Source organism: Pseudomonas sp. GW-45, assembly GCF_056896675.1.
This window is the reverse complement of the sequence record NZ_CM167674.1, coordinates 3,527,530-3,552,351: the sequence shown is the minus strand read 5'-3', so window position 1 is coordinate 3,552,351 and position 24,822 is coordinate 3,527,530. Positions and strand designations below refer to the sequence as shown.

At 58.8% G+C, this 24,822-nt stretch carries 23 protein-coding genes; 17 read left to right on the top strand and 6 right to left on the bottom strand.

The window, feature by feature from the left end; genetic code table 11:
- Positions 1 to 2: 2 nt before the first annotated feature.
- The 3 genes from AC1XYH_RS16765 to AC1XYH_RS16755 all read left to right on the top strand — a co-directional run bounded on the left by AC1XYH_RS16765 (position 3) and on the right by AC1XYH_RS16755 (position 3,799).
- Positions 3 to 1,112: a sugar diacid recognition domain-containing protein gene (locus tag AC1XYH_RS16765; protein WP_483324254.1), complete on the top strand. Its 1,110-nt coding sequence runs from the start codon at positions 3 to 5 to the stop codon at positions 1,110 to 1,112.
- Positions 1,113 to 1,286: 174 nt separating this feature from the next.
- Positions 1,287 to 2,645, top strand: a complete 1,359-nt coding sequence (locus AC1XYH_RS16760) for a GntP family permease (protein ID WP_483324253.1) — start codon at positions 1,287 to 1,289, stop codon at positions 2,643 to 2,645.
- Complete coding sequence (locus tag AC1XYH_RS16755) at positions 2,645 to 3,799, top strand: glycerate kinase (protein ID WP_483324252.1); 1,155 nt, start codon at positions 2,645 to 2,647, stop codon at positions 3,797 to 3,799. Before AC1XYH_RS16760 ends, AC1XYH_RS16755 begins: the two co-directional genes overlap by 1 nt.
- 47 nt (positions 3,800 to 3,846) lie before the next feature.
- Here the strand turns inward: AC1XYH_RS16755 and AC1XYH_RS16750 are convergent, their stop codons facing one another.
- The gene (locus AC1XYH_RS16750; protein WP_483324251.1) at positions 3,847 to 5,262 is read right to left on the bottom strand and encodes a peroxidase family protein; all 1,416 of its coding nucleotides are present in this window, start codon (positions 5,260 to 5,262) and stop codon (positions 3,847 to 3,849) included.
- Positions 5,263 to 5,529: 267 nt separating this feature from the next.
- Here AC1XYH_RS16750 and AC1XYH_RS16745 point away from each other — a divergent pair, with 267 nt between their 5' ends.
- The gene (locus tag AC1XYH_RS16745) at positions 5,530 to 6,258 is read left to right on the top strand and encodes a DUF1294 domain-containing protein (protein WP_483324250.1); all 729 of its coding nucleotides are present in this window, start codon (positions 5,530 to 5,532) and stop codon (positions 6,256 to 6,258) included.
- Positions 6,259 to 6,305: 47 nt separating this feature from the next.
- On the opposite strand, the gene AC1XYH_RS16740 is transcribed toward AC1XYH_RS16745, so the two are convergent.
- On the bottom strand, positions 6,306 to 7,895 hold the full coding sequence (locus tag AC1XYH_RS16740) for an ABC-F family ATPase (protein ID WP_483324249.1): 1,590 nt from the start codon (positions 7,893 to 7,895) through the stop codon (positions 6,306 to 6,308).
- Positions 7,896 to 8,074: 179 nt separating this feature from the next.
- Here AC1XYH_RS16740 and AC1XYH_RS16735 point away from each other — a divergent pair, with 179 nt between their 5' ends.
- The 9 genes from AC1XYH_RS16735 (at position 8,075) to AC1XYH_RS16695 (ending at position 18,438) form a co-directional block, all read left to right on the top strand.
- Positions 8,075 to 8,776, top strand: a complete 702-nt coding sequence (locus AC1XYH_RS16735) for a response regulator transcription factor (RefSeq protein WP_483324248.1) — start codon at positions 8,075 to 8,077, stop codon at positions 8,774 to 8,776.
- Positions 8,776 to 10,107: a HAMP domain-containing sensor histidine kinase gene (locus tag AC1XYH_RS16730; protein ID WP_483324247.1), complete on the top strand. Its 1,332-nt coding sequence runs from the start codon at positions 8,776 to 8,778 to the stop codon at positions 10,105 to 10,107. Before AC1XYH_RS16735 ends, AC1XYH_RS16730 begins: the two co-directional genes overlap by 1 nt.
- 143 nt (positions 10,108 to 10,250) lie before the next feature.
- On the top strand, positions 10,251 to 12,302 hold the full coding sequence (locus tag AC1XYH_RS16725; RefSeq protein ID WP_483324246.1) for a TonB-dependent receptor domain-containing protein: 2,052 nt from the start codon (positions 10,251 to 10,253) through the stop codon (positions 12,300 to 12,302).
- A gap of 123 nt (positions 12,303 to 12,425) precedes the next feature.
- Positions 12,426 to 12,725, top strand: coding sequence for an iron transporter (locus AC1XYH_RS16720; protein WP_483324245.1), 300 nt, complete (start codon positions 12,426 to 12,428; stop codon positions 12,723 to 12,725).
- Positions 12,725 to 14,308: a PepSY-associated TM helix domain-containing protein gene (locus AC1XYH_RS16715; RefSeq protein ID WP_483324244.1), complete on the top strand. Its 1,584-nt coding sequence runs from the start codon at positions 12,725 to 12,727 to the stop codon at positions 14,306 to 14,308. The genes AC1XYH_RS16720 and AC1XYH_RS16715 overlap by 1 nt, the downstream gene beginning before the upstream one ends.
- The gene (locus AC1XYH_RS16710) at positions 14,305 to 14,640 is read left to right on the top strand and encodes a DUF3325 family protein (protein WP_483324243.1); all 336 of its coding nucleotides are present in this window, start codon (positions 14,305 to 14,307) and stop codon (positions 14,638 to 14,640) included. The genes AC1XYH_RS16715 and AC1XYH_RS16710 overlap by 4 nt, the downstream gene beginning before the upstream one ends.
- A 270-nt stretch (positions 14,641 to 14,910) precedes the next feature.
- A complete protein-coding gene (locus AC1XYH_RS16705) occupies positions 14,911 to 17,091 on the top strand; it encodes a TonB-dependent receptor (RefSeq protein WP_483324242.1) in 2,181 nt (726 codons plus the stop codon).
- 22 nt (positions 17,092 to 17,113) lie between these two features.
- Positions 17,114 to 18,259: a PepSY-associated TM helix domain-containing protein gene (locus tag AC1XYH_RS16700; protein ID WP_483324241.1), complete on the top strand. Its 1,146-nt coding sequence runs from the start codon at positions 17,114 to 17,116 to the stop codon at positions 18,257 to 18,259.
- Positions 18,256 to 18,438 (top strand): hypothetical protein, encoded by a 183-nt coding sequence (locus AC1XYH_RS16695; RefSeq protein ID WP_483324240.1) that lies wholly within the window; start codon positions 18,256 to 18,258, stop codon positions 18,436 to 18,438. Before AC1XYH_RS16700 ends, AC1XYH_RS16695 begins: the two co-directional genes overlap by 4 nt.
- A 48-nt stretch (positions 18,439 to 18,486) precedes the next feature.
- On the opposite strand, the gene AC1XYH_RS16690 is transcribed toward AC1XYH_RS16695, so the two are convergent.
- Entirely contained in the window at positions 18,487 to 19,575 is a 1,089-nt protein-coding gene (locus AC1XYH_RS16690; protein WP_483324239.1) for an NADH:flavin oxidoreductase/NADH oxidase, read from the bottom strand.
- 100 nt (positions 19,576 to 19,675) lie between these two features.
- Here AC1XYH_RS16690 and AC1XYH_RS16685 point away from each other — a divergent pair, with 100 nt between their 5' ends.
- Both AC1XYH_RS16685 and AC1XYH_RS16680 read left to right on the top strand, forming a co-directional pair.
- Positions 19,676 to 19,987: an ArsR/SmtB family transcription factor gene (locus tag AC1XYH_RS16685; RefSeq protein ID WP_483324238.1), complete on the top strand. Its 312-nt coding sequence runs from the start codon at positions 19,676 to 19,678 to the stop codon at positions 19,985 to 19,987.
- 95 nt (positions 19,988 to 20,082) lie between these two features.
- Positions 20,083 to 20,757, top strand: coding sequence for a restriction endonuclease (locus AC1XYH_RS16680; protein WP_483324237.1), 675 nt, complete (start codon positions 20,083 to 20,085; stop codon positions 20,755 to 20,757).
- Between the two features lie 38 nt (positions 20,758 to 20,795).
- Here AC1XYH_RS16680 and modC read toward each other — a convergent pair whose 3' ends face one another.
- From modC to modA, 3 genes are read right to left on the bottom strand one after another with little or no spacing between them, the layout of a single operon-like run.
- Positions 20,796 to 21,875: a molybdenum ABC transporter ATP-binding protein gene (gene modC / locus AC1XYH_RS16675; protein ID WP_483324236.1), complete on the bottom strand. Its 1,080-nt coding sequence runs from the start codon at positions 21,873 to 21,875 to the stop codon at positions 20,796 to 20,798.
- 8 nt (positions 21,876 to 21,883) lie between these two features.
- A complete protein-coding gene (gene modB, locus AC1XYH_RS16670) occupies positions 21,884 to 22,567 on the bottom strand; it encodes a molybdate ABC transporter permease subunit (RefSeq protein WP_483324235.1) in 684 nt (227 codons plus the stop codon).
- A 12-nt stretch (positions 22,568 to 22,579) separates the two neighbouring features.
- The gene (modA, locus tag AC1XYH_RS16665; protein WP_483324234.1) at positions 22,580 to 23,329 is read right to left on the bottom strand and encodes a molybdate ABC transporter substrate-binding protein; all 750 of its coding nucleotides are present in this window, start codon (positions 23,327 to 23,329) and stop codon (positions 22,580 to 22,582) included.
- Positions 23,330 to 23,463: 134 nt separating this feature from the next.
- Between modA and AC1XYH_RS16660 the strand changes: the two genes are divergently transcribed.
- Both AC1XYH_RS16660 and AC1XYH_RS16655 read left to right on the top strand, forming a co-directional pair.
- Positions 23,464 to 24,225 carry a TOBE domain-containing protein gene (locus AC1XYH_RS16660; protein WP_483324233.1) on the top strand — a complete coding sequence of 254 codons (762 nt, stop codon included), beginning with the start codon at positions 23,464 to 23,466 and terminating at the stop codon, positions 24,223 to 24,225.
- Positions 24,226 to 24,258: 33 nt separating this feature from the next.
- Positions 24,259 to 24,801 (top strand): DUF1003 domain-containing protein, encoded by a 543-nt coding sequence (locus AC1XYH_RS16655; RefSeq protein WP_483324232.1) that lies wholly within the window; start codon positions 24,259 to 24,261, stop codon positions 24,799 to 24,801.
- Positions 24,802 to 24,822: the final 21 nt, after the last annotated feature.

The window sequence follows — 24,822 nt, the reverse complement described above, 5'->3', positions numbered from 1 at the left end:
GGATGTTTGAGCTGGACCGGCACCTGGCGCAGGACATTGTTGATCGTGCCATGGCGATCCTGCCTTATAACGTCAATGTGATGGACCGGCAGGGCTTGATTATCGGTAGCGGTGACAGTGAACGCATCGATACTCGTCACGAGGGCGCGCAACTGGTACTCGCCAATCAGCGGGTAGTGGCGTTGGATGAGCAGGCTGCGGCCTGTTTACAAGGCGTCAAACCGGGCATCAATCTGCCGCTGCTGCACGCTGGGCGTTTGGTAGGCGTGCTGGGCATTACCGGCGATCCGGATCAGGTTCGCCCCTTTGCCGAGCTGCTACGCATGACCGCTGAGATGCTGGTCGAGCAGCGAGTATTGCAGGCCGAGCAGCATTGGCGCGGTCAGCAGCAGGAGGCCTGGTTGGCCAATCTGCTGGATCGTCACTACCTGGTGAGTAACTTGGCAGACGACGCTGAGCGTATGCGCTTGCGCTGGGCCTGGCCGCTACAGCCTTGCCTTATATGCCTCTCCCCTGAAACTGATCATCAACACGCGCAGGGGCAGCTGGTCACTCAGATGCGCGCCCGCCACCCAGCCGATATCGTGCTGCCGTTGGGCCTGCACGACGTGCTCTGGCTGCGCAGTGGTAAGTCCCATGCACCTAAGTTGAGTTGGCTGGAGCAAGTCGATAAACGTGACTGGCCGGTGGGCCGCCTATTGATAGCTGAAGCGGTAGGCACTTTAAATGACCTGCGTGAGGCTACCGAGGCGCTGCTTAACCTGCGTGAGTATGTTCACGATTTGCGTCTGTCCGAGCGCTTGATCCGCCTGTCCGATTACCGGCTGGCAGTATTGCTACATCACCTGCAGCCATCCTGGACAGTGCATCAACTACTGGCGCCCTTAGAGCCACTGCGCCAAGCCGATGGCAATGGCCAGCTGTTGCTGACCTTACGCGTCTGGTTGGCCCACAACGGCCACGCGCAGAGCTGCGCTGCGGCGCTGGGGATTCATCGTAATAGCTTGCGCTACCGATTGGAGCGGATTACCGAGATTACCGGGCTAGACCTTGATCAGATGACCCACCGAGTACTGTTGAGTATCGGTTTATCGTTGTTGCCGGAACAATAGCGCAAAAAGACTTGGGCATTTGCACATATTAGGGCTGCTAATTAGCGCCATTTGTTGTGCGCATGCATAGGGTAATTATAAGGCGACTGGGCAACAATGAGCGCTTAGCTGCGCCCTATGCGGTTCGCAGCCTTTTCACCCATACCGGCATACACAATAAAAAGGAGTTCAGTCATGGGTCTGGTCCTGATTTTGGTCGCCCTGATCGCGTTTATCGTACTGGCGACTGCTCGCGCTAAGTTACATCCCTTTCTCGCTTTGCTTGCAGCTGCGCTGCTGGCGGGCTTTGCCTATCAAGTGCCGACAATGGAGATCGTTAAAACGATCACCTCGGGCTTCGGCGGCATCCTCGGCTATATCGGCATCGTGATCGTGTTGGGCACTATCATCGGCGTTATTCTCGAGCGCAGCGGTGCGGCCATTACCATGGCGGAAACTGTGATCAAGCTGCTCGGTGAGCGCTTCCCCACGTTAACTATGTCGATCATCGGCTATCTGGTGTCGATCCCGGTGTTCTGCGATTCTGGTTATGTGATTCTCAACTCGCTGAAGAACGCGCTGGCGGCGCGCATGAAGATTTCTGTGATCGCCATGAGCGTGGCGCTAGCGACCGGCCTATATGCGTCGCACACTTTCGTACCGCCCACTCCCGGTCCGATTGCCGCGGCCGGTAATCTCGGGTTGGAGAACAATCTCGGGCTGGTGATTTTGGTCGGTCTGGTGGTTTCCATGGTCACGGCGCTCGCGGGTATGCTCTGGGCTAACCGTTTCATCGGTAAGGATATCGAGTTGGTCGATAACGGCACCCATGTGATGGATAACGAAGACTATGAGCAGATTCGCGCCAAATACGGCGTGCTGCCCAGCGCGACTAAGGCCTTCGCGCCTATCTTCCTGCCGATTGGCCTGATCTGTTTGGGTACCTTGGCTAACCTACCGGCCAAGCCGGTTGGCGAAGGCTTCATCTATACGGTCTTGGCCTTCCTCGGTCAGCCAGTGGTTGCACTGGCGGTTGGCCTGGGTTTGGCATGCACGCTGCTGCGCTCGGACAGTAAGCGCGAAGAGTTTCATGAGCGCGTGGTGGAAGGCATTCAAGCGGCGGCGCCCATTCTGCTGATCACCGGTGCGGGTGGTGCCTTTGGCGCCATGCTGAAAATTACCCCGTTGGGCGATTATCTGGGCGCTACCCTGTCTGGGCTCGGCATTGGTCTTTTCATGCCCTTTATCGTCGCTGCAGCGCTAAAGTCGGCGCAAGGCTCTACTACAGTCGCGCTGGTGACTACTTCGGCGTTGGTCGCACCGCTGCTGGATCAGCTAGGGCTCGACAGTGAAATGGGTCGGGTGTTGTGCGTCATGGCGATCGGTGCGGGTTCGATGACCGTATCGCATGCCAACGACAGCTTCTTCTGGGTCGTTACCCAATTCAGCCGCATGAGCGTGAGCACTGCTTATAAAGCGCAGACCATGGGCACATTGGTGCAGGGCGTTGCCGGCATTATCACCGTGTGGCTGCTGAGTCTGGTGCTGCTCTGATGAAACTGGTTATTGCCCCTGACTCGTTCAAGGAAAGTTTGTCGGCCAGTGCGGTAGCTGAAGCTATTGCTACTGGCTGGGCGCGGGTTTTTCCTGACGCTGAATTGCTCTGTTGCCCGATGGCAGACGGCGGCGAAGGCACCGTAGATGCTGTACTGGCCGTGGTTGCCGGTGAGCGGCGTGAATGCACAGTGCAGGGCCCCTTGGGCGCAGCAGTGCAGGCACACTGGGGTTGGCTGCCGGGTCAGCAGGCGATGATCGAAATGGCGTCTGCCAGTGGTCTGCATCTGGTTCCGGCAGCTGAGCGCGATGTGCGTCTGGCCAGCAGTTACGGCACCGGTGAGCTGATTCGCGCCGCGCTGGATGCGGGCGCTCGGCGTATTGTGCTGGGCCTTGGCGGCAGCGCCACCAATGATGCTGGCGCCGGTCTTCTGCAGGCGCTGGGTGTGCGTTTTCTTGGTGTTGACGGTAACGAGTTAGCGCCCGGCGGCGCCGCGCTCCAGCAGCTGCAACACATTGATCTAACTGGCCTGGACACTCGCCTGGCACAGGTTGAGGTAATGGTCGCCGCGGATGTGGATAACCCCCTGTGTGGCCCCAAAGGCGCTTCGGCGGTATTCGGTCCGCAAAAGGGCGCGAGCCCGGTGCAGGTTGCGCAGCTGGATAGCGCGCTGGGGCATTTCGCTGATGTGATGGCGGCAACTCTGGGTGACGATGTGCGCTACCAGCCGGGTGTGGGTGCCGCGGGTGGTTTGGGCTTTGCCGCCAAGGCGGTGCTCAAAGCGCAATTTCGCCCCGGCGTGGAACTGGTGGCCGAGCTGTGTGGGCTGGCGGAAATGCTGCAAGGCGCTGATCTGGTGATTACCGGTGAAGGCCGCCTGGATGGTCAAAGCCTGCACGGCAAAACGCCAGTGGGTGTAGCGCGTTTGGCACGCAGCGCCGGGGTTCCCGTGATTGCTTTAGCGGGCAGTCTAGGGGAGGGTTATCAGCGTTTGTATGCCGAAGGTATCGGCGCCGCTTTCAGTTTGGCACCTGGGCCGCTGACGCTAGAGCAGGCCATGCAGGACGCTGGCGCACAGCTTACCGCACGAGCTTCGGATCTGGCCCGTCTGTGGCAGATCGCGGGTACGGCTGGTACAGCGGGCAATAGCTGAAGCGCCACCCGACCTGGCAGAATAGCCCTGCCGGGCGGCGCTGGTACTTAGCTGGTCAACATCTGATAGATGGACGTCACACCGTTGTTGCCTACCCGGTCAGCAGAGTCCAGCGGTGACCAATTACGGTTGGAGCCCATGAAGGAGCGGTGGTCCAGCTCCAACAAGCCGATGATCACCTCGGCTACCAGTCGTGCTCCGACGGGTCCCAAGCCTTCGCCCTTGCTGAAACTCTTCTCGCCATCCATGCGACCGATGACCCGACCTTCGGCTAGAATGTAGAGCCACAGCGGTGTGGCTTTGGGCAGCCCCAACTTGGCACCCGCCTCACGCACTTTGGCAATATCGCTCGCGCTGATTTCATCGGCCCCACTGGCGGCCATACATTCGGCTACCTGCTCTCCCGAGGGCACTAGGAAACTCTGCGCGCGTAACAGGTTACGCACCGCCAACGAGCGCTCAAAGGCCGGTGCACTGGGTGGCATAAAGGGCAGGTCGAGCAACGCGGCGGCCAGCTTGGTGTCTACTTGGCCAGCACGCTCGTAGTTACCGTTGCCACTGTCGAACAGGCTCTCCCAATCGACCACGCCGTCGGTGCTGCCGACCGGCGTAAAGCCACGACCCAGTGCCGAGCTGGGGCTGAACAGCACATGCTGAATGCCGCCAGGCTGTACACGCATTTTCTGCGGAATCATGGTGTGGCCATAGCGGTAGGCGGCGGTGGCAAACTCGATGGGAATATAGGCGTTGTGGCTACCGCCGCATTCCGGCCGATAAATTTTGCGGCCATTGGCGAGTATGTCATCCACCACCCAGTCGCCGCAGATGGTGCGCAGATACTCGTTTATCACCAGCCACTGGTAGTGCCAGGTGGTAACGCGGCGGGCCTCCTCCCATTCGCTATGTACCTCGTCATAGACCCGGTTGTGAAAGCGCAGCATGGCCAATTGCAGCTGGGAAATAACGCGGTTCTCGTCATTGCGCGGGTCGCCGATGATGGCGGTGCCCTTGGGGGTGCGCGGCAAATCGTGGTGACGCAGATCGTTGGCGTCGCTGGCGTAGTCGCTGCCGGTCAGCATTTTGTCACCATCGTACAGATAGGGGTGCGCCTCCGGTCCGTCGCCGTAGAGGCAGTCCAGATCCAGCGAGGGCGTGCGTACGTTGGTAATCTCGTTCGGCTCGTTGTTGTTGCGCAGCGAGGAGCTGGCATCCAGGGTGATGTCGTGATCGACGAATTGACCGAAGAAAATCAGCCCGGCAGCGACATTTTTGGTCAGATTGGGTAATCCGGTATCCTCCATCACGCCGCCGGATTTGCCGATTTCATGGAGCAGGGTGGGGTTGAGGTACAGCGGGGGGAGTTGCTGGAACAGGCGACCAAAACGATCGGCCTGGTTTTCACCAAACAGGCAGAGATGACTCATACCTTTGAACGGCACGGTGCCGTGATGCTTAACAGCCATAGCGCTATCTCCTTTAGTGCGTTGGGCTTTGTTTTTCTGCGCGGCTAAACACAGGCTCGCGACACGCAACTCCACTCTGCGCATCGGACAGCAGCGCTTTTCAATCTAGGCCTGTGATGTGGTTAACACAAGTTATTGATTTTTAATGCCTATTTAACATCAAAGAGACACTATTCACTGATGGCTCGATTGTTTGTGTCCTGGCTTGCGATCATCCGCGTGGTATAAAGCGCCGGTAGTTAATGGCCGAGGCTGGAGGCAATACCCATGGAAGCGCGTGGCAAGCTGATCAACTGGAACGATGACAAGGGTTTCGGTTTCATTCAGCCCGACGAGGGTGGCGAACGGTTGTTTGTGCATATCTCGGCGGTGCGCGGTGATGCACGGCCCGAGACTGGCAGTGTGGTGTACTACGTTCTTGGTCAGGATGAGCACGGCAGGCCGCGCGCAGAGCATATGCGCGGCGAAGGGTTGAGCATTGATCGTGCTGCGATTCGCCGCAAACCTCGGGCAAACGCCGTTAAAAGAGTTGGCAAGGTCAAGCCCGCAAGCGCACCAAGGCCGGTTGTTAAACCACCTGCGCGACGCCCGCGCAGAGAGACGGCTGGCATTCACCGGTTACCGTTGAAGGTACTGCTCTTTGCGGTGCTCTGCCTGCTGCCGTTGCTTGGCGGTATCAGCATGCTAAGCCAGCAGGCGACGCTTTGGCCGTTGCTGGCTTACTTGCTGATGAGTATCGCGAGTTTTATCCAATACGCCATCGATAAGGGTCGCGCGGAGCGGGGGCAATGGCGCACGCCGGAAAACACCCTGCACATTACCGAGTTTGTGGGCGGCTGGCCGGGAGCGTTGATCGCGCAACAGGTGTTTCGTCACAAAACCCGCAAGGTCTCGTTTCAGGTGGTGCTTTGGCTGATTGTGGCGCTGCACGAGGTGTTTTGGTTTGATCGACTGCTGTTGGGCAGCCAACTGATGAGGACGTTAGTGACGGGCTAATAACACGCGCCGTCGGCCTGGCCGACGGCGCGGAAGTTAACAGATGATTAAAACACCACGCCTTGGCTGCGCAGATAATCGTCGTAGGTGCCGCTGAAGTCGGTCACGCCGTCTTCTTTCAGCTCGATGATACGGGTGGCCAGTGAGCTGACGAACTCGCGGTCGTGGCTGACAAACACCAAGGTGCCTGGGAAGTTTTCCAATGCCAGGTTCAGCGCCTCAATAGATTCCATATCAAGGTGGTTGGTCGGCTCGTCCATCAGCATTACGTTGGCTCTTTTCAGGATCATCTTGCCGAACAGCATGCGCCCCTGCTCACCACCGGAAATGACCTTTACCGATTTGAGGATATCGTCGTTGGAGAACAGCATGCGGCCCAGTGTGCCACGCACCATTTGCTCGCCGGCTTGAGTCCACTGCCCCATCCACTCGAACAGGGTGTAGTCGTCTTTAAAGTCATCGGCGTGATCCTGCGCGAAGTAGCCAATATCGGCACTTTCCGCCCATTTAACTTCGCCTTTCATGGGGGCCATTTCACCTACCAGCGTGCGTAGCAGCGTGGTTTTGCCAATGCCGTTGGGGCCGATAATGGCAACGCGCTCGCCTGCTTCGATCTGCAAGCCGAGGTTTTTGAAAAGGACTTCGCCGTCGTAGCCCTGGCTGACGTTTTCCAGCTTCACGGCTTGGCGGTGCAGCTTCTTGTCCTGATCAAAGCGAATGAACGGACTGATACGGCTGGACGGCTTGACCTCGTCGAGCTGGATCTTGTCGATCTGCTTGGCTCGACTGGTTGCCTGCTTGGCCTTGGAGGCGTTGGCTGAGAAGCGGCTGACGAAGGTCTGTAGTTCGGCAATCTGCGCCTTCTTCTTGGCGTTGTCGGATAGCAGTTGTTCACGTGATTGCGTCGCGGCGGTCATGTATTCGTCGTAAGTGCCGGGGAACAGGCGCAGTTCCCGATAGTCCAGGTCCGCCATATGCGTGCACACGCTATTGAGGAAGTGGCGATCGTGGGAAATGATGATCATGGTGCTGTTACGCGCCGTGAGAATACCTTCCAACCAGCGGATAGTGTTGATGTCCAGGTGGTTGGTGGGTTCGTCGAGCAACAGGAGATCCGGATCAGAAAACAGCGCCTGGGCCAGCAGCACGCGCAGCTTCCAGCCGGGAGCCACTTCGCTCATGGGGCCGAAGTGCTGGTCCATGGGAATGCCAAGACCCAGCAACAGCTCACCGGCGCGTGATTCCGCGGTATAACCGTCCATTTCAGCGAACTCGGTTTCCAGCTCCGCAACGGCCATGCCGTCATCTTCGCTCATCTCCGGCAGCGAGTAGATGCGGTCGCGCTCAGCTTTCACTTTCCACAACTCTTCGTGACCCATGATGACGGTGTCGATCACGCTGAATTCTTCGTAGGCGAACTGATCCTGCCGCAGCTTACCCATGCGCACATTGGGTTCCAGCATCACCTGGCCGCCGGACGGCTCCAGTTCGCCGCCGAGAATTTTCATAAACGTCGACTTACCGCTGCCGTTGGCACCGATCAGGCCGTAACGTCGGCCACTGCCGAATTTGACGGAAACGTTCTCGAACAGCGGCTTGGCGCCGAACTGCATGGTGATATTGGCGGTGGAGATCAAGGGACAGTCCTGCCGGAGATAAAAGATGAATGAGCGCGCCAGAGATGGCGGGCGGCGCATTGTACTGGCTATGGGGCAGGAGTGACAGGGCAGGGCGCTTACCACAGACAGGCGGATGGACAAAGCTCATGGCCGCCGTCACTATATAATGATTCTCATTTGTATCATGTGGTCCATTTATGCTCGCGCACAACGCACATTCGATTCTGACGATCGAAGACGATCCGGTATTAGGCGCGCACCTCAAAACGTCGCTGGAAAGCCAGGGCTTCGAGGTTACGCTCGCTACCGATGGCAATCTTGGCCTGTCGCTGGCTCGTGGCGGGCAGTTCGACCTGATACTTCTCGACGTCATGCTGCCGGGTCTTGGCGGCCTGGAGGTACTGACTTCGCTGCGCCATCAGCGCCGTACGCCGGTGCTGATGATGTCGGCGCTGGGTGATGAGGGAAGCCGGATTCAGGGCTTTGATTGCGGTGCCGATGATTACTTGCCAAAGCCCTTCAGTTTTGCCGAGCTGCAGGTGCGCATGGTCGCCATTCTGCGCCGCGTAGCCTACGAGCAGCGCGGCCAACCGGCGCCGCAAGATCCATTGCATGGCTTTGACGACAACCGCAGCGATCTGCAGCACGACGGCCGGTGGATGGAGCTTACGCCTTCGGAATACCGTCTGCTGAAGCTGTTGCACGACAACGTGGGCGAGGTACAGAGCAAACCTTTCCTGTATCAGCAAGTGCTGCACCGCGGGTATTCCCAGCACGATCGTGGCCTGGATATGCACGTCAGCAATATTCGCCGCAAGTTGGCTCGGGGCGAAGTGACCTGCTGGCGGTTGGAATCGGTGTGGGGCCAAGGCTACGTGTTACGCGAGCAGCTCAATTGATGCCGCGCCGTCACTCCCTGTTCTGGCGGCTGGTGCTGCTGGTCGCCGGTTTCTGCACCTTGCTGATTGCTGCCAGTGATTACCTTGGCGCACGCATCGATCGCGAGACCTCTTTCCTGTCTGATGAGGCGGTGCAGGTATTGAGCGGTTACGGCGAGCAGGCGCAGCGTGCATTGCAGAAGGGTCCGGCGGCGTTGGATGCCTGGCGTGCGGCGCTGGCTGAGCGTGAAACCATCTGGCTGGTGGTGGTGGACGCCGACTTGCAACCACTGGGCAACCAGCAATTGAGTGTTGAACAGCAGAGCCAGCTGACCTTCGTACGTCATTTCAAATGGCCGATGAGTCTGCGCAGCCAGCAATTACCTCTGGTGGCGATACCTTTGGCGGCTGATGGCGCGCAGCTGATCCTGCGTCTTCCGGAGCAGTTTCGTCCTTGGCAGAACCGGGCATTGCTTAACGCGCTGGTGATGTACGCCCTGCCGATACTGCTGTCGGTGCTGTTCTGTGGCCTGCTGTACTGGCTGTTGATTTCGCCACTGGAGCAACTGCGGCGTCAGGCCAATGCGCTGCGTGCTAACCCGTTGGAGGCACTGTTGCCGGAATCCATGGCGCAGCGGCGTGATGAGCTCGGCGAGCTGGGTCGTTCCTTGGAGTACCTGACCCAGCGTTTGCGTGATTCGGTGACGCAACAACGGCAACTGTTACGTGATCTCTCGCACGAGCTACGTACGCCGCTGAGTCGCCTGCGGGTTGCCAGTGAAAGCGAACTCTCGCTGAGCGATCTGCGTGACCGTCTGGAACGCGAAACCGGCGTTATGCAAACACTGGTGGACAGCACTCTGGAACTGGCCTGGCTCGACAGTGAGCAACCGCAGCAGGACTGCGAGCAGGTGGATATTGCCGCGCTTTGGGATGTATTGCGCGAGGACGCTCTGTTCGAATCGGGTTGGCCAGCGGAGCGTATCACCGCGACCTTGCCATCTGACTGCGCCGTGCAGGGCAACCTCAACGCACTGGCTCAGGCGATGGAAAACATCCTGCGCAATGCCATTCGTTATTCGCCACCCGAGGCTGTGGTCAACCTGAGTGCGCAAGCCGAGCCGGAGCATTGGTGTTTGTGTATCGCGGATCAGGGCCCAGGTGTACCGGAAAGCGAGCTGGAGGTGATCTTCCGGCCCTTTGCGCGATTGTGTCAGGCGCGCCCTGGCGGCAGCGGCTTTGGCCTGGGCTTGGCGATCGCCGAGGGCATGGTGCGCCTGCAGGGCGGACGCATCTGGGCGGAGAATGCTGAGCCCGGGCTGCGTGTAAAAATCCGCTTGGCAGCTGTATAGATTGTAAATGAGCTTTACTATTGAATGAGAATGATTAGCATCTGCGCACGACTTGGCGAGTAATTGCTCGCCCCTTTGTGTGTGGCGACCTAGATCGCGCCGCTCACCTGATGGATTTCTGCCAGAACGGGGAGTACTTGAGTATGGGAAATTTCAAGCGCAGCAGCTTAGCGTATGCGGTCAGTGTTGGCCTGGTGAGCATGACGGGTTTGGCCCACGGCCAAGAGAACGAGGCGTCGGCGGTAGAGCTGCAGCCGATCACGGTGGTCAGTGCCGCCGGTTACGAGCAGAACATTGCTGATGCGCCAGCCAGCATCTCGGTAGTCACCCGGGAAGAGCTGGAAAAGCAGTCCTATACCGATATCGTTGATGCAGTTAAAAACATCCCCGGCGTCTATGTCACCGGTGGCGGCAACTCGCAGGACGTTAGCATTCGCGGTATGTCCGACGCTTACACCTTGTTTTTGGTTGATGGTCGCCCGATCTCGGCGGGTCGCTCGGTCAATACCAACGGCTCTGACGGCGGCAAGCAGATCGGCCTGCCGCCCTTATCCATGGTTGAGCGCATCGAAGTCATCCGCGGGCCTATGTCATCGTTGTATGGCTCTGAGGCCATGGGCGGCGTGATTAATATCATTACCCGCCGCTCCGGTAACGAGTGGGCAGGTACTATTTCCACTGAATACACCCACGCGTTGAACGACGTCAGCAGTGATGGTGAGCTGGGTAACTTCTACGTGGGTGGCCCGCTCATTGACGGCCTGCTTGGCGTGCAGCTGAACGGCCAATATCTGGCCACCGATGAAAGCGATTTTGAAGGTGGCGACGACAACGCCGAAAGCATGCCGGAAAGCACCCGCAAGCAGGGCGGCGTCGAGTTCTACTTAACCCCGGATGACCGCAACCGCTTTTCCGTTGGCTACGATCATTCCGAGCTGGAATACACCCACACGCCGGGCAGAAGCGTAGCTGTCACAGCTGACGAGTCGACCTATCGCTACGAAAAAGACATCTACGTGCTTGCTCACGATGGCCGTTACGACAACCTGATCGTCTCCAGCTACCTGCAGCACGATGTGTCTGACAAGGTGCAGGCCGACACCAAGCGCGAGAAAATCAGCCTGTTTAATTCGCAAGCCAGTTATTTTTGGGGCAACCACGTGGTTACCTTTGGCGGCCAGTACAAGCAGGAAGAGTTTGTAGACGAAACCAACGGCCTGCTGACCTCCAACGTGGCGGGCGCAGTGTCTGAGGTGGATCGCTGGATCGGCGCCCTTTACACCGAGGTGGATTGGGCCATTACTCCCGACCTGTCGGTCACCACCGGCCTGCGTTACAACGACGACGAGCTGTTTGGCGGTCATCTATCACCGCGCCTGTACGGCGTGTATCACTACACCCCCAACCTGGTTATCAAGGGTGGCGTGTCCACCGGTTACAAACAGCCGAGCTTGTCTGCCGCGACGGCTGGCTTTGGTCGCGGCACGGGTGGCGGTGGCTCCCCGGCACCGCATCCGCGTGCCCTGATTATTGGTAACCCGGATCTGGATCCGGAAACCAGTACCAGCTATGAAGTGGGTTATGTTTACGACAATGCCAATCTGGGTCTGAACACCAGCCTGATGCTGTTCCACACCGTCTACAAAGATAAAATCTCTGAAGATCGCCTGTGCGAAAGCCCTAACGCTGACCGCAATGACCCTGCCACCTGGACCTGCGCATTTGGCGGCAACAACTACTCCTTCCTGAGCACCAACAAGAACGTCGACGAAGCCATCATGCAGGGCGTGGAAGTGACACTGGATTACATGATTCAGCCATCGCTCAACTTCATGACCAGTTACACCTACACCGAGTCCGAGCAGAAAACGGGCGAGTTCAAGGGTGACCCCCTCAACAAGCAGCCCAAGCACATGGCCAATGCGCTGTTTGACTGGACGCTAACCCCGCGTTTGAGCGCGTGGCTGCAGGGCAACTATCGCAGTGAAACCTCCGACTACCTGAGTCGTACCTCAGTCGATGACGGCACCCCCGGTTATGGTTTTGTGGATCTGGGTGGCGTGTTTCGGGTAACCGACAATCTGGATTTGAAAGCGGGCCTGTATAACGTCGCAAACAAGGAAGTGACCAACGAAGACTACGGCGTAGTGCTGGATGGCCGCCGTCTGACCGTGGGTCTGACGCTGGACTTCTAAATCGCCTGTTCGTCAGGCATAGCGCTGACGGTAAACAAAGGCATTGTGGGGGCGTCTGTTCGGCTTGGCCGGCGGGCGCCATTTGCGTATAAGCGCATCATTGGGTGCGCGAGAGAGCTAGACATGAGTAGAGTAGCAACACCAGCGGCGCGGCTCTGGCCTGCCGCGCTCGCACGTACACTGCTGGCGGTGGTGGGTGGATACGCCTTCACCTACAGCGCGGTCGCTGCTTTGGCGCGCCTGTTGCCCGGTGAGCCGGTTGATGTGGTGATCAGCGCCACCCTCGTCTCGTTCCTGATCTACACGCTGTATGTGCTGTGGGCCTTCGCGGTGCCCCTGCGCCGAGCATTGCTCAGCCTGCTGGTGATTCCCCCGCTGGCGTTAATCGGCTTCTGGCCAAACCTGTTCGCAGGAGCGGCGTGATGGCTAAACAAGCTTCCGTAACGCAATCCATGTCTGGGCTGCACACCTGGGCGGGTCTGATCGTCGGCTGGCTGCTTTTCGCGATATTTCTGACCGGTACCTTGGCGGTCTTCGACAAGGAACTGAACTGGTGGATGCAGCCGGAACTACATGACACCGGCCTGGATCAGGTCAGCGCAGTGCGTGTAGCCGAGAGCTGGCTGCGTGAACGTAACCCGGACGCCAGCGCTTGGAATATCGGCCTGCCCACCGAGCGCGGGCCGAGTCTGAGTGTGTCCTCCGGTGAGCAGCGACGCGGCCAGCGTACCCAGCTGGATGCCGACAGCGGCGAGGTAGTGGTGCCGCGCGAGACTCTAGGGGGAAATTTCTTTTTCCATTTTCATTACACCCTACACATGCCGCGCAGCATTGGCATTTGGGTAGTGGGTTTCGCCGCCATGGCGATGTTGGTGGCCATCATTAGCGGCGTCATCATCCACAAGAAAATCTTCAAGGACTTCTTTACTTTCCGCCCCGCGAAAGGGCAGCGCAGCTGGCTGGATGGCCACAACGCCAGCGCGGTGCTGCTATTGCCGTTCCACTTGATGATTACCTACACGGGTCTGGCTATCTTTTTTCTGATCTACATGCCGGCGGCGACCGACGTGCTTTACGGTGGTGACCGCGAGGCTTTGTTTAGCGAGCTGAGGCCGGGTAATGAGCAGCAGGTCGAGCGTGCTGGTCGAGCAGGTGAGGGGGGGCGGGCGCCGCGAGCCGAAGTCCCGGTGGCGCAGATGTTGCCGTTGGAGCAGTTCATAGGTCGCGGTGAGGCTTATTATGGTGAGGACATGCTGGGCTCGTTGTCGGTCAGTAATCCGGACCGGGCGAACGCAAGAGTCGAGGTACGGCCGGTGATGGGTACTCGCCTGGAGTTAACCAAGGGTGAGTCACTAGCCTTTAACGCGATCACCGGAGAAGTAGTTGGCGCACCTCAGCCAACGCGCACCACGCTGCTCACTCAGAAAGTCATGGCAGGTTTGCACTTCGCCCAGTTCGGTGGCTACGCCATGCGCTGGATCTACTTTCTTTGTGGCCTGATCAGTTGCGCCATGATCGCCAGTGGCTTGGTGCTGTACACCGTCAAGCGGCGGCGGCAGGTAAAGAGTGATACCCGCTGGCTGCGGCAGGCCGAGTGGCTCAACGTAGCGGTGATCGGCGGGCTGATGTTTGCCTGCGCCGCCTTGCTGTGGGGCAACCGGATGCTGCCCGCCAACATGGCGGAGCGCGAGCTATGGGAGCTGCGCGTGTTTTTTGGTGGTTGGCTGCTGGCGCTTGTGCACGCCCGCCTGCGCGCGCCATTACGGGCTTGGGCAGAACAATTGACGTTGATAGCACTGTTGCTATTGGCAATGCCGGTGCTGGATATGCTGCTGGCACCCAAGGCGTTGGATGGCCTGCGTCTGAGTGTCGATGCCAGCGCTGCGGCAATGGGGCTGATTCTCGGTTGGGCCGCATGGCGGGTGGTCTGTCAGCCGCAGGCGGTGAAGAAAACGGCGGGGGAGACTAAAAAGATCAGAGCGTCACGCACAGGAGTTACGTCATGAGTGTGAGCTTATTCGTAGCCGTTTTTGTGGTCGCTTACAGTGGAATGCTGGCGTGCTGTCTGGGGATGGAGCGGCACTGGAAAAAACGGGCCTCAAGACTGCCAACCAGCTGGCGCCGGTACTGTCGTCCGCTGGGGGTGCTGCTGCTGGCGCTGGCTGCTTATCTGGCAATGCAGCTGTGGCCGTTGGCCATGGCCTGGGTGGCTTGGCTAGGGTTGATCTCGCTGAGCGGTTTGGGGCTACTGTTTCTACTGCCTTATGCGCCGCGCCTAGCGCTCTCGTTGCCGGTACTCGCGGTTGTGTTACTGGTGATAGGGGCGATCTGGGTGTGACAGCGGTGTGATTAGCTGTCTTGGCTGTCAGTACGCTCTTGGACTTTCTGTGGTGAGCTGAGTCTTGGCGTCGGAGAGCAGACCGCCGAATCCGCAGGAGTACAACCAGGGCAATGGTGTTTCTTGGTTGATGCTGGCCCGTTGCTATCGGGCTACTGGTGTTTAGGTTTTCTGTATGTATAATGCGAATCGTTTTCATTATTAACAATTCGCTGATGTTCGATTCGATGTTTGTCGAGCCTGCACGCATTTCAGAGAGCCGCCGCTGCCATGACTTCCCCAATGCTGTTCAAGCGCACCGCGCTGTCGCTTGCCCTTTCCTCCCCTTTTATCGCCATGGTTGCGCAAGCCCAGGAAGCCGCTGAACCCGCAGCGGATGCGGTAGAGCTGCCGTCCATGACCGTCAGCGCAAGCGCTGACGCCTCGGCTGACGGCTTGCCGCCAGCCTACGCCGGCGGTCAGGTGGCCAGCGGTTCGCGGGTGGGGATTCTGGGTAACCAGGACTACATGGAAACGCCTTTCACCACCACTAGCTACACCCAGACGCTGATTCAGGATCAACAGGCTGCCAGCATCGGTGATGTACTGATGAACGACTCGGCGGTGCGTACCGCCCGCGGATTTGGCAACTTCCAGCAGGTGTACCTGGTACGGGGGCTGCCGATATTCTCGGACGACATCGCTTATAACGGCCTCTACGGTCTGCTGCCACGTCAGTACATGGGTACCGAATTTGTCGAGCGGGTAGAAGTGCTGCGCGGCGCCAACGCGTTTCTTAATGGCGCGGCACCGGGTGGTAGCGGCTTGGGTGGCGCGATCAACATAGTGCCCAAGCGCGCACCGAACGAAGACCTGAATCAGGTTACTGCCGGTGTACGCTCCGGTGGTCAGGCCTATATGACTGGCGATTTTGCACGCCGTTTCGCCGATGATCGCATCGGTTTACGCCTGAACATGGCGCGTCGTGATGGCGATTCCGTAGTGGATGGCGAGACTGGCGAATTGGGTCTGCTGTCGCTCGGTGCCGATTATCGTGGCGATAACCTGCGTATCTCTGCGGATATGGGCTATCAGAATCACGAGATAGACGCGGCGCAACCGAACATTACGATCGGCGCTGGCGTTCCGGTTATTTCTCCCCCGGATGCAGACAAGAGCGTGGCTCAGAGCTGGAGCTATTCCTACGCCAAAGATACCTTTGGCACGTTGCGCGCCGAGTATGACTTTAACGACGTCTTCACCGGTTGGGTCGCGGGGGGTATGCGCACCAGCGAAGAAAAAGGCAACTTTGCCAACCCTACTGTCATCAATACTGCGGGTGATACCACCGCCTACCGCTTTGCCAACGTGCGTGAAGATGAGGTGGTTACCGGTGACATTGGCCTGCGTGCCCAGTTTGATACCGGTGTGGTCAGCCACAACATGACGCTCTCTGCTTCTAGCTACGAGATGAAGTCCGCCAACGCTTATGGCTTTTCTGATTTCGCCGGATTTGCCAGCAACCTGTATAACCCAGCAGATGTCGCGCAACCGCCAACTACCGCGTTGGCAGCGGGCTCGTTTTCGGATCCAGAGGTTACCGAGCGCACCAAAACCGGCAGCTATGCGCTCGCCGATACACTGGGTTTCATGGATGATCGCTTGCTGATCACCCTGGGTGCGCGGCACCAGAATATTGCTACTTACACCTATTCGTACGCCGACGGCAGCCGCGGCGACTCCTACGAGGAGAGCGCCGTAACGCCGATTGCCGGTGCGGTCTACCGCTTCACACCGGACCTCTCTGGTTACGTGAATTACATCGAAGGTCTAGTCAAAGGTGATGTGGCGCCGGCTAACTCTGGCAGCGCGCCGGTCACCAATGCTGGCGAGGCGCTGGAACCCTACGTAACCCGCCAGACCGAGCTGGGTTTGAAGTACGACGGCGGCCGTTTGGGCGGTAGCCTAGGCGTATTCCAGAGCCGCAAGCCGGTAGCTGGCGTGGATAACGGTGTATATGGCGTCGTGGGCAAGCAGCGCTACCGGGGGCTGGAAATCAATGCTTTCGGTCAAGCGACCAACGATCTATCGGTGCTGGGCGGGGTGAGCCTGCTGGATACCGATCTGGACGGTAATGACGGCATTGGTGCACCCAAGGTGCAAGCTAACGCTGGTCTCGATTACCTAGTGCCCGGCGTGGATGGTTTGGCGTTTGACGGCCGCATCATCTACACCGCCGAGCAGTACATCGATACCGACAACAGCCGCGAAATTCCTTCCTGGACCCGAGTTGATCTGGGCGCGCGTTATAGCATGCTGATCAATGATGCACAGGAGCTGACCCTGCGTGCCCGCGTCGAGAACGTGGCTGATCGTAATTACTGGGCCTCTGCTGGCGGTTATCCTGGATACGGTTATCTGACCGTAGGGGCGCCGCGTACGCTGATATTCTCCACCACGCTGGATTTCTAAGCGTCCTTCGGAGACAGCTGCAATGCCGAGTGCTAAGTCACTGCGAATCTGGTCTTGGTTGCATACCTGGACCAGCCTGATCTGCACTCTGTTCATGTTGCTGCTGTGCCTGACCGGGCTGCCGCTGATTTTTCATCACGAGATTGGGCACTTGCTCGGCACTGAAGCCGAGCCGGTGGAGATGCCGGCGGATGCGCCGCGCATCAACCTGGACCGGGTCATCGAGATTGGCGAGCAGCGCAACCCGGATCTAACCGGAGTGTTTCTCTCACAGGATATTGACGACGATCGAGTCTGGTATCTCTCGATGGCACCCACCACTGCTTCGCAAACTGGCTTCAAGCAGGTGGCGGTAGATGCCCGCAGCGGCGAGGTTTTGGCTGAGCCGCAGCTAGAAAGCGGCTTCATGTATATCGTTTTCTCGCTGCATGTCGACCTGTTCGCCGGTCTGCCGGGCATGCTTTTTCTGGGTTTGATGGGCGTTTTCTTGCTGATCTCATTGGTCTCGGGCGCGCTCTTGTACGGGCCGTTCATGCGCAAGCTGGAGTTCGGTGAAGTTCGCCGCGAGCGTAGCAAGCGCCTCAAGTGGCTCGATCTGCATAACGTGCTCGGCATAGTCACGCTGGTGTGGTTTTTGGTCGTCGGCGCTACCGGGGTAATCAACGCCTGGGGCGATTTGCTGGTCAAGCTGTGGCAAAACAACGAGCTAAGCGAGATGTTGGCGCCTTACCAGGGTCAACCGGGGCCGGCGAGCCACGGCTCTCTGCACGCAGCAGTAGAGTCAGCGCTGCGGTATGAACCTGAGATGGAGGTGCTCTTTGTTGCCTTCCCCGGGTCCAGCTTTTCCAGCCCCTATCATTACGCTGTATTTATGCACGGCGACCAGCCGCTAACCTCGCGCATGGCCAAGCCGGTATTGGTGGACAGCGTTAGCGCGCAGGTCACGGATGCGCGCGAGCTGCCCTGGTATCTCAAGGCGCTGCAAATCTCCCAACCGCTGCACTTTGGTGACTACGGCGGACGCGGCCTGCAATTGCTCTGGGCGCTGCTCGATGTGATTACCATTGTGGTGTTGGGCAGTGGGTTGTATCTGTGGGTTGCCAAGCGCCGTCGGCCGGCCAGCAAGGAAACGCTAGGCCGCAGTCCTGGGACAGAGGAGGTGCAATGATCAAGCAAACAGGCATCTGGTTCTGGCCGCTGGTCATGGCGGTACTGAGCGCAGCCGGGTTGCTGTCGGCATTGCTGGCAGATGGTGTTTGGGATTGGGTGTCGGTACTGACACTGGGTGCAGTCAGTGCTACGGCGCTGTATTTTTCCCTAGGCAACTCGCGCCCGCGCAGGGCGTGACCCGGTCGGGTGACAGCTGGGCCTTGGCCCAACTGTCACTGTCACGCCTCAGTAGCGCTCAAGCCAATGGGCGTAGGGCGCAGGCAGCACCCAGGAGGGTTTGTCGAGCTTCAGTTCACGCGCGGCGTGGTAGGTCCAATGCGGGTTGGCCAGATGCGCCTTGCCGACCATGACCAGATCCAACTGACCATCCTGCACCGCTTTGTCGGCGATGTGCGGCTCACCAAAGCCCCACGCGGATGACACCGGAACACCTGCCTCGTCACGTACACGCTTGGCAATCGGGCCCATAAAGGCCGGCGCCCAAGGGATGTTCGCCTTGGGCGTATCGAAGCCCATGCTCACACTCATCATATCCATGCCCGCGGCCTTGAACTGACGTGTCAGCTCGATCGACTCGTTCAGCGTTTGCTCGTCGCGACCGTCAAATTCAATAACACCAAAGCGGATAGTCAGGGGCAGGTTTTCTGGCCAGACCTCACGCACGGCGGCCAAGGTTTCCAACAGAAAACGACAGCGATTCTCGAAACTACCGCCGTAGGCATCGGTACGCTGGTTGGCGTGCTCAGAGAAAAAGCTCTGCGCCAGATAGCCGTGGGCGAAGTGCAATTCCAGCCACTCAAAGCCGACAGCCAGGGCACGCTTGGCGGCGGCAACAAAATCCGCTTTAACGCGGGCAATGTCGTCCAGCGTCATGGCTTCGGGCACCTTGGGCAGGTTGGCACCGAAGGCCAACGCGGATGGGGCAATCGTTTGCCAGGCGCGTGGGTCATCGTTGCTGATGTGATCATCACCTTCCCAGGGGCGATTGGCGCTTGCCTTGCGGCCAGCGTGGGCAATCTGGATACCGGGCACTGCGCCGTTGGCTTTGATGCCACGAACAATGGGTGCAAAAGCGTCGGCCAGCTGGTCATTCCAGATGCCGGTGCAACCGGGAGTAATGCGGCCTTCCGGCGAGACGGCCGTTGCCTCGACGATCACTAGTCCAGCGCCGCCGCGTGCCATGCCGGTGTAGTTGGCGGTATGCCATTCATTGACCAGGCCATCGGTAGCCGAGTATTGGCACATGGGTGGCACAGCAATGCGGTTACGCAGGGTGACGTCTTTCAGGCTGAAGGGTTGGAACAGTGCAGACATGGTAGCTCCGAGAGTGAGCGAAGAGTGAATTGCTTGGTTCAGTTGTTCGATAATATTGGAACTATGGATCATAAGTAAAGCCTTGTGTATGATTCCGACCATGCGACCTTTCAAACATCCCCCCGTTAATGACTTTAGCCTCGAGCGCTTGCTCTATGCTTTGAGCGACCCGGTTCGGCTGGAAGTTGTGCAGCGCCTGGCTGAAGTCGAAGAGGCCAGCTGTGGTGAGCTGGATGGCGGCCGGCCCAAGTCGAGCATGTCCCATCACTTTCGGGTGCTACGCGACGCTGGACTGGTGTGCACCAAGGGCGTAGGTACCACGCATATGAATTCTCTGCGCCGCGCTGAGCTGGAAGAGCGTTTTCCTGGTTTGCTCACGGCCATTCTGGCGCAACACTCACTGCAGAAATAAGATACGATTATTCTGCTGATAAAGCTTTACGGCCGCGAGAAGGCGGTCTATCGTTCCTTCTCTGATGGCAGGACGCCACTGTAGAGGAACCATGGATGGCTCAGAGTCGACGCACTTCCTCCTATACTGATCTGTTGATCATCCTTGGGCGCATGCCCTGGTGGATAAACCTGGCCATTGCCTTGGTGAGTTGGATACTGCTGCACGAGTATTCTGCCAGCTCGATATCGACGTTCAGTGAGCACAGAGCCGGTGGCGTGTTGACCGCCCCCTTGTTTCGTCATCTGGCGATGTATGCGCAATACCTGTTGCCGCTCGGGTTTCTCTGTGCGGCGGCGGTAGCGGCGCTCAATCGCCTCGCTCTACGTCGCCAGAGTCGCCTATTCCTTATGCAAGATCCTGCCGCATTGTTAAGTGCCATGGGGTGGCCTGCGTTTGTGCAGTTGCTGGAGCAAACATATAAGCATAAAGGCTATCGCGTGCTCGGCAGCTCACTAGCAGATGGGGATGGTAGCTGCGATCTATTGCTGCAACGGTCGGGCGAGCGTTATCTGGTGTACTGTCGGCATTGGCGAGCGAGCCGCTTGGGCGTTGCGCCTCTGCGCGAATTTTTCACCCGCATTGTCGCTGAGGGTGCCGCTGGAGGTTTCGTGATAATCACTGGTGAGTTCTGTGCAGAAGCTCGAGCGTTCGCAGCAGAACGACAGCTAGAACTTGTTGACGGCGCCAGACTGCAACGCTGGATATTGGCTGGCCGGCGTTTCATTTAAGTTTTGCGCCGCATCCGATGCAACTCGATGACGCGAAATTAATTCAGCAAAGCGACCGATTTGATCTGCGCCCACACTGATTGCCCAGGCCGCAGGCCAAGCTGCTCGCTGGAGTAGCGGGTGATGCGCGCTAGCAGCGGCGTGCCCTGCATATCCAACCTCACCAACAAATGGGCGGGATTATCCGCCACTGCCAATTCGACGATGGTGGCCGCCAGCAGATTGAGAATGCTGCTGTGTTGCGGCTGTTGCAGACTCAGGCTGACATCCCGCGCTTGCACCCGCAGGCGCAGTTGTTGGCCGATAGCAACGGGCTGGTGCGCCACGCGGATGCATTGCTCGGTATGCGGCAACCGTAAGCTGAGTAGTTGGTAATCAACGTCATAACTGGCCACCACGCCATCGATGACTACGCTGGCGTTGTCACCCAGGGCCAATGGCAGGTCGAGGCGCGGCAATAGCCCATTGATGTTGCCACTGGCCAGCGCCTTACCGTCTTCCAGCAGCACCATATGATCGGCCAGCCTAGCGACCTCATCGAATGCGTGACTGACATACAGAATAGGTATCTCCAACTCTGCATTCAGGCGCTCCAGATAGGGCAGGATCTCGGCTTTACGCTGGGCATCCAGTGCGCTCAAAGGCTCGTCCATCAACAGCAGGCGCGGGCTGGTCAGCAGTGCGCGGGCAATGCCAACGCGCTGTCGCTCGCCCCCCGATAGATGCTGCGGCTGGCGCGCCAATAGCGGCGCGATGCCCAACAACTCCACCGCCTGGCTGAAGCTGATACGACGCTCTGCTGCCGATATTCTCCGATAACCGAAGCGCAAGTTGCCTTCTACGCTCAGGTGATCAAACAGGCTGGATTCCTGAAACACATAGCCGATGGCCCGTTGATGGGTTGGCACAAAAATGCCTCGTTGGCTGTCTTGCCAGCATTCGCCGTTGAACAGTAATCGTCCCGCGGGCGCGTGCTCCAGCCCGGCGATGCAGCGCAGCAGGCTGGTCTTGCCGGAGCCCGAGGGGCCGAATAAAGCGGTTACGCCTTGGGCCGGTAGCTGCAGATCGACGTCCAGCGTGAAGTTGTTCAGCGGCAAGTTGAATTGGACATCGAGCATGGGCTTCCTCAGCTGATCGCGCGGGCGCCAACCCGGCCGCGCCGTTGCAGGGTGAGCAATATGGCAAAGGAAAACACCAGCATGCCAGCGGCCAGCCAGTGCGCCTGGGCGTACTCCATGGCTTCCACGTGATTGAAAATCTGCACCGAGACTACCCGCGTCTGATCAGGAATATTACCGCCAATCATTAGCACCACGCCGAATTCGCCGATGGTGTGCGCAAAGCCTAAAACGCTGGCCGTCACCAGGCCGGGTCGGGCGAGGGGCAGCGCGACGTGAAAGAACCGATCAAACGGCCCAGCGCGTAGCGTTGCCGCCACTTCGAGTGGCCGGGTGCCGATTGCCTCAAAGGCGTTCTGGATCGGTTGCACCACAAATGGCAGGGAGTAGAACAGCGAGCCGATAACTAAACCGGTAAAGGTGAATGACAACGTACCCAAGCCTAAGCTTTGCGTCAGTGCGCCGACCGGCCCTTGTGGGCCCATGGCGACCAGCAGGTAAAAACCGATGACCGTCGGTGGCAGTACCAGCGGTAGTGCGACCACTGCACCTATCGGCGCTTTTAACCAGCTGCGAGTGCGCGCCAACCACCAGGCTAGCGGGGTGCCCAGGAGTAACAGCAGCACTGTGGTTATGCTGGCCAGTTGCAGGGTTAGCCATATGGCGGCGAGGTCGGAGCTGGAGAGCGGCATTCAGGCGGCGCTCTACAACTGGTAGCCAAAGGAGCGAATGATTCCAGCGGCGCGTTCACCGTGCAGGTAGTTCATCAGTGCCTGCGCGGCGGGATTATGTGCTGCTTTGCGCAGAATCACGGCGTCCTGATGGATGGGGTCATGCAGTTCAGCTGGAACCAGCCAGGCCGAGCCGCCGCTCAGTTTACCGTCGCGGTACACCTGCGACAGCGCGACGAAGCCCAGTTCCGCATTGCCGCTGGCGACAAATTGGTAGGCCTGGCCGATGCTCTGACCCTCCACCAACCCTGGCGTGAGCTGTTCCAGCAGATCTTGCGCCGCCATCACTTGAGTGGCCGCCAGCCCGTAGGGTGCGATTTTCGGGTTGGCGATGGCCAGATGCTTGAAGCTACCGCTGCGCAGCACAGCGCCCGCGTCGTCGACCAGATTGGGCTGCGCAGACCAGAGTGCCAAGGCGCCGGTGGCATAGGTAAAGCGCGAGCCTTCGACGGTCTGGCCCTCGCTTTCGAGTTTCGCCGGGGTGCTGTCATCAGCGGCCAAAAACACATCGAAAGGCGCTCCGTGGGTTATCTGCGCATACAGCTGGCCAGTTGAACCAAAAGACGCTTTCAGCTGATGGCCAGTGTCCTGCTCGAATGCCTCGGCAATCACTTGCATGGGCGCGGTGAAATTGGCGGCCACGGCGACTTTTACTTCATCCGCCAGCGCACCGGCGCTGGGCAGCAACAAACATAACAACATGGCTGAGAAGGAAAGACGCATGATGGCTCCGGCGAGCAGGATAAGGTGGCTTGGCTAATCGCTATATTATTGGTTATATAACGAATGGCAAGTTCTGATCGGGCGTCAGCCTGTATATCCTTGCTCATCCAGGCCACAACAAGGCAGCGTGATAGATGAAACTTGAAGGACAACTCTGGTTTGCTCACCAGGGCCGCAACCTGGCCGGAGAAGGGCGCATCGACTTGCTGCAACAGATTGCGGACACCGGCTCCATCAGCAAAGCGGCCAAGGCCGCCGGCATGAGCTACAAGACCGCCTGGGATGCGGTGGATGCGATGAATAAGGCGACCGGCTCACCGCTGGTTGAGCGCTCGGTGGGTGGCAAGGGCGGTGGCGGCACGCGCTTGACCGCTAAGGGTGAGGAGTTGGTCGCCGCGTTTCAGCGCTATCAGCAAGAGCATCAAGTGTTTCTGGCGCGGCTGGCCGAGGACAGCAGTCTGGAGCCGTACCTGCAAATCATGAATCGACTGCGCCTGCGCACCAGCGCGCGCAATCAGCTGTATGCGCGGGTAGCGCAGATCGAATCGCAGGATATGAACGACTGCATCACCCTGCAGCTAGATGGCGGCCAGCAGCTGGTGGCGCTGATTACCCATGCCAGTACGCAACGGTTGAGTCTCTGCGAGGGTGCCGAGGTGTTTGCGCTGGTCAAAGCACCTTGGGTGCGTCTAACGGCGCTTCAACCAAACCATAACCGGCTGACTGGCGAAGTTGTGCAGGCGGAGCAGAGTAGCCATAGCGCGGAGTTGCACGTGCAGTTGCCTGAGGGTCCGCTGCTGGTAGCCTCCTTGGGGGAGGATCAAGCGTTGCCGAGCGTCGGCGAGTCAGTCAATCTGTGGGTTGAGCCGGAGCAGATCATTCTCTGCGCTGTTTAGCTCGCTCGTAATTCCGTCCATGAGGTGCGCTGCATGTCATCGAATACCCCTGCTTCAGAGCCAACCAAGACCGCTGCCAATCATCTGCGTTTTCATCGCGCTAGCCTGCATCTAGGTTCGGTTTTTGGTGACGGCTGGTTCGCGCAAAAGGCAGAAGCTTTTGCGCGCTTTTTTGGCACACCGGTTTTTCTGATCGCACAAACGCTGATTGTGGCGTTGTGGATTGGCGTTAACGCGAGTGGGCTGGTGCACTTTGATTTGTATCCTTTCATTCTGCTCAATCTGGCGTTCAGCCTGCAGGCGGCTTATGCGGCGCCGCTGATTTTGCTGGCGCAGACACGTCAGGCAGATCGGGACAAGGCGCTGGCGCAAGCCGATGCCCTGCACCGTGAAACGCTAGCTGAGGCGGCGCAGCAGCGCGCGGAACAGGCGGCCCAGCAGACGGGCGCTTTGTTAACGCTGATGGAGCAAAATACCCGGTTGACCGAACTGACCCACCAGCTTAGCGAGCGCATAGAAGCGCTCACGTTAGAAGTGCACAACCGGGTTGTCAGTGCGCCAAAACCCGAAGCGTGAACGGATTGTTCGCACTGAGTG

Bases quoted from the DNA above. Each gene is read 5' to 3' on its own strand.
- AC1XYH_RS16765 (WP_483324254.1), top strand. From the start codon at position 3: ATGTTTGAGCTGGACCGGCACCTGGCGCAGGACATTGTTGATCGTGCC.
- AC1XYH_RS16760 (WP_483324253.1), top strand. From the start codon at position 1,287: ATGGGTCTGGTCCTGATTTTGGTCGCCCTGATCGCGTTTATCGTACTG.
- AC1XYH_RS16755 (WP_483324252.1), top strand. From the start codon at position 2,645: ATGAAACTGGTTATTGCCCCTGACTCGTTCAAGGAAAGTTTGTCGGCC.
- AC1XYH_RS16750 (WP_483324251.1), bottom strand. From the start codon at position 5,262: ATGGCTGTTAAGCATCACGGCACCGTGCCGTTCAAAGGTATGAGTCAT.
- AC1XYH_RS16745 (WP_483324250.1), top strand. From the start codon at position 5,530: ATGGAAGCGCGTGGCAAGCTGATCAACTGGAACGATGACAAGGGTTTC.
- AC1XYH_RS16735 (WP_483324248.1), top strand. From the start codon at position 8,075: ATGCTCGCGCACAACGCACATTCGATTCTGACGATCGAAGACGATCCG.
- AC1XYH_RS16730 (WP_483324247.1), top strand. From the start codon at position 8,776: ATGCCGCGCCGTCACTCCCTGTTCTGGCGGCTGGTGCTGCTGGTCGCC.
- AC1XYH_RS16725 (WP_483324246.1), top strand. From the start codon at position 10,251: ATGGGAAATTTCAAGCGCAGCAGCTTAGCGTATGCGGTCAGTGTTGGC.
- AC1XYH_RS16720 (WP_483324245.1), top strand. From the start codon at position 12,426: ATGAGTAGAGTAGCAACACCAGCGGCGCGGCTCTGGCCTGCCGCGCTC.
- AC1XYH_RS16715 (WP_483324244.1), top strand. From the start codon at position 12,725: ATGGCTAAACAAGCTTCCGTAACGCAATCCATGTCTGGGCTGCACACC.
- AC1XYH_RS16710 (WP_483324243.1), top strand. From the start codon at position 14,305: ATGAGTGTGAGCTTATTCGTAGCCGTTTTTGTGGTCGCTTACAGTGGA.
- AC1XYH_RS16705 (WP_483324242.1), top strand. From the start codon at position 14,911: ATGACTTCCCCAATGCTGTTCAAGCGCACCGCGCTGTCGCTTGCCCTT.
- AC1XYH_RS16700 (WP_483324241.1), top strand. From the start codon at position 17,114: ATGCCGAGTGCTAAGTCACTGCGAATCTGGTCTTGGTTGCATACCTGG.
- AC1XYH_RS16695 (WP_483324240.1), top strand. From the start codon at position 18,256: ATGATCAAGCAAACAGGCATCTGGTTCTGGCCGCTGGTCATGGCGGTA.
- AC1XYH_RS16690 (WP_483324239.1), bottom strand. From the start codon at position 19,575: ATGTCTGCACTGTTCCAACCCTTCAGCCTGAAAGACGTCACCCTGCGT.
- AC1XYH_RS16685 (WP_483324238.1), top strand. From the start codon at position 19,676: ATGCGACCTTTCAAACATCCCCCCGTTAATGACTTTAGCCTCGAGCGC.
- AC1XYH_RS16680 (WP_483324237.1), top strand. From the start codon at position 20,083: ATGGCTCAGAGTCGACGCACTTCCTCCTATACTGATCTGTTGATCATC.
- modC (WP_483324236.1), bottom strand. From the start codon at position 21,875: ATGCTCGATGTCCAATTCAACTTGCCGCTGAACAACTTCACGCTGGAC.
- modB (WP_483324235.1), bottom strand. From the start codon at position 22,567: ATGCCGCTCTCCAGCTCCGACCTCGCCGCCATATGGCTAACCCTGCAA.
- modA (WP_483324234.1), bottom strand. From the start codon at position 23,329: ATGCGTCTTTCCTTCTCAGCCATGTTGTTATGTTTGTTGCTGCCCAGC.
- AC1XYH_RS16660 (WP_483324233.1), top strand. From the start codon at position 23,464: ATGAAACTTGAAGGACAACTCTGGTTTGCTCACCAGGGCCGCAACCTG.
- AC1XYH_RS16655 (WP_483324232.1), top strand. From the start codon at position 24,259: ATGTCATCGAATACCCCTGCTTCAGAGCCAACCAAGACCGCTGCCAAT.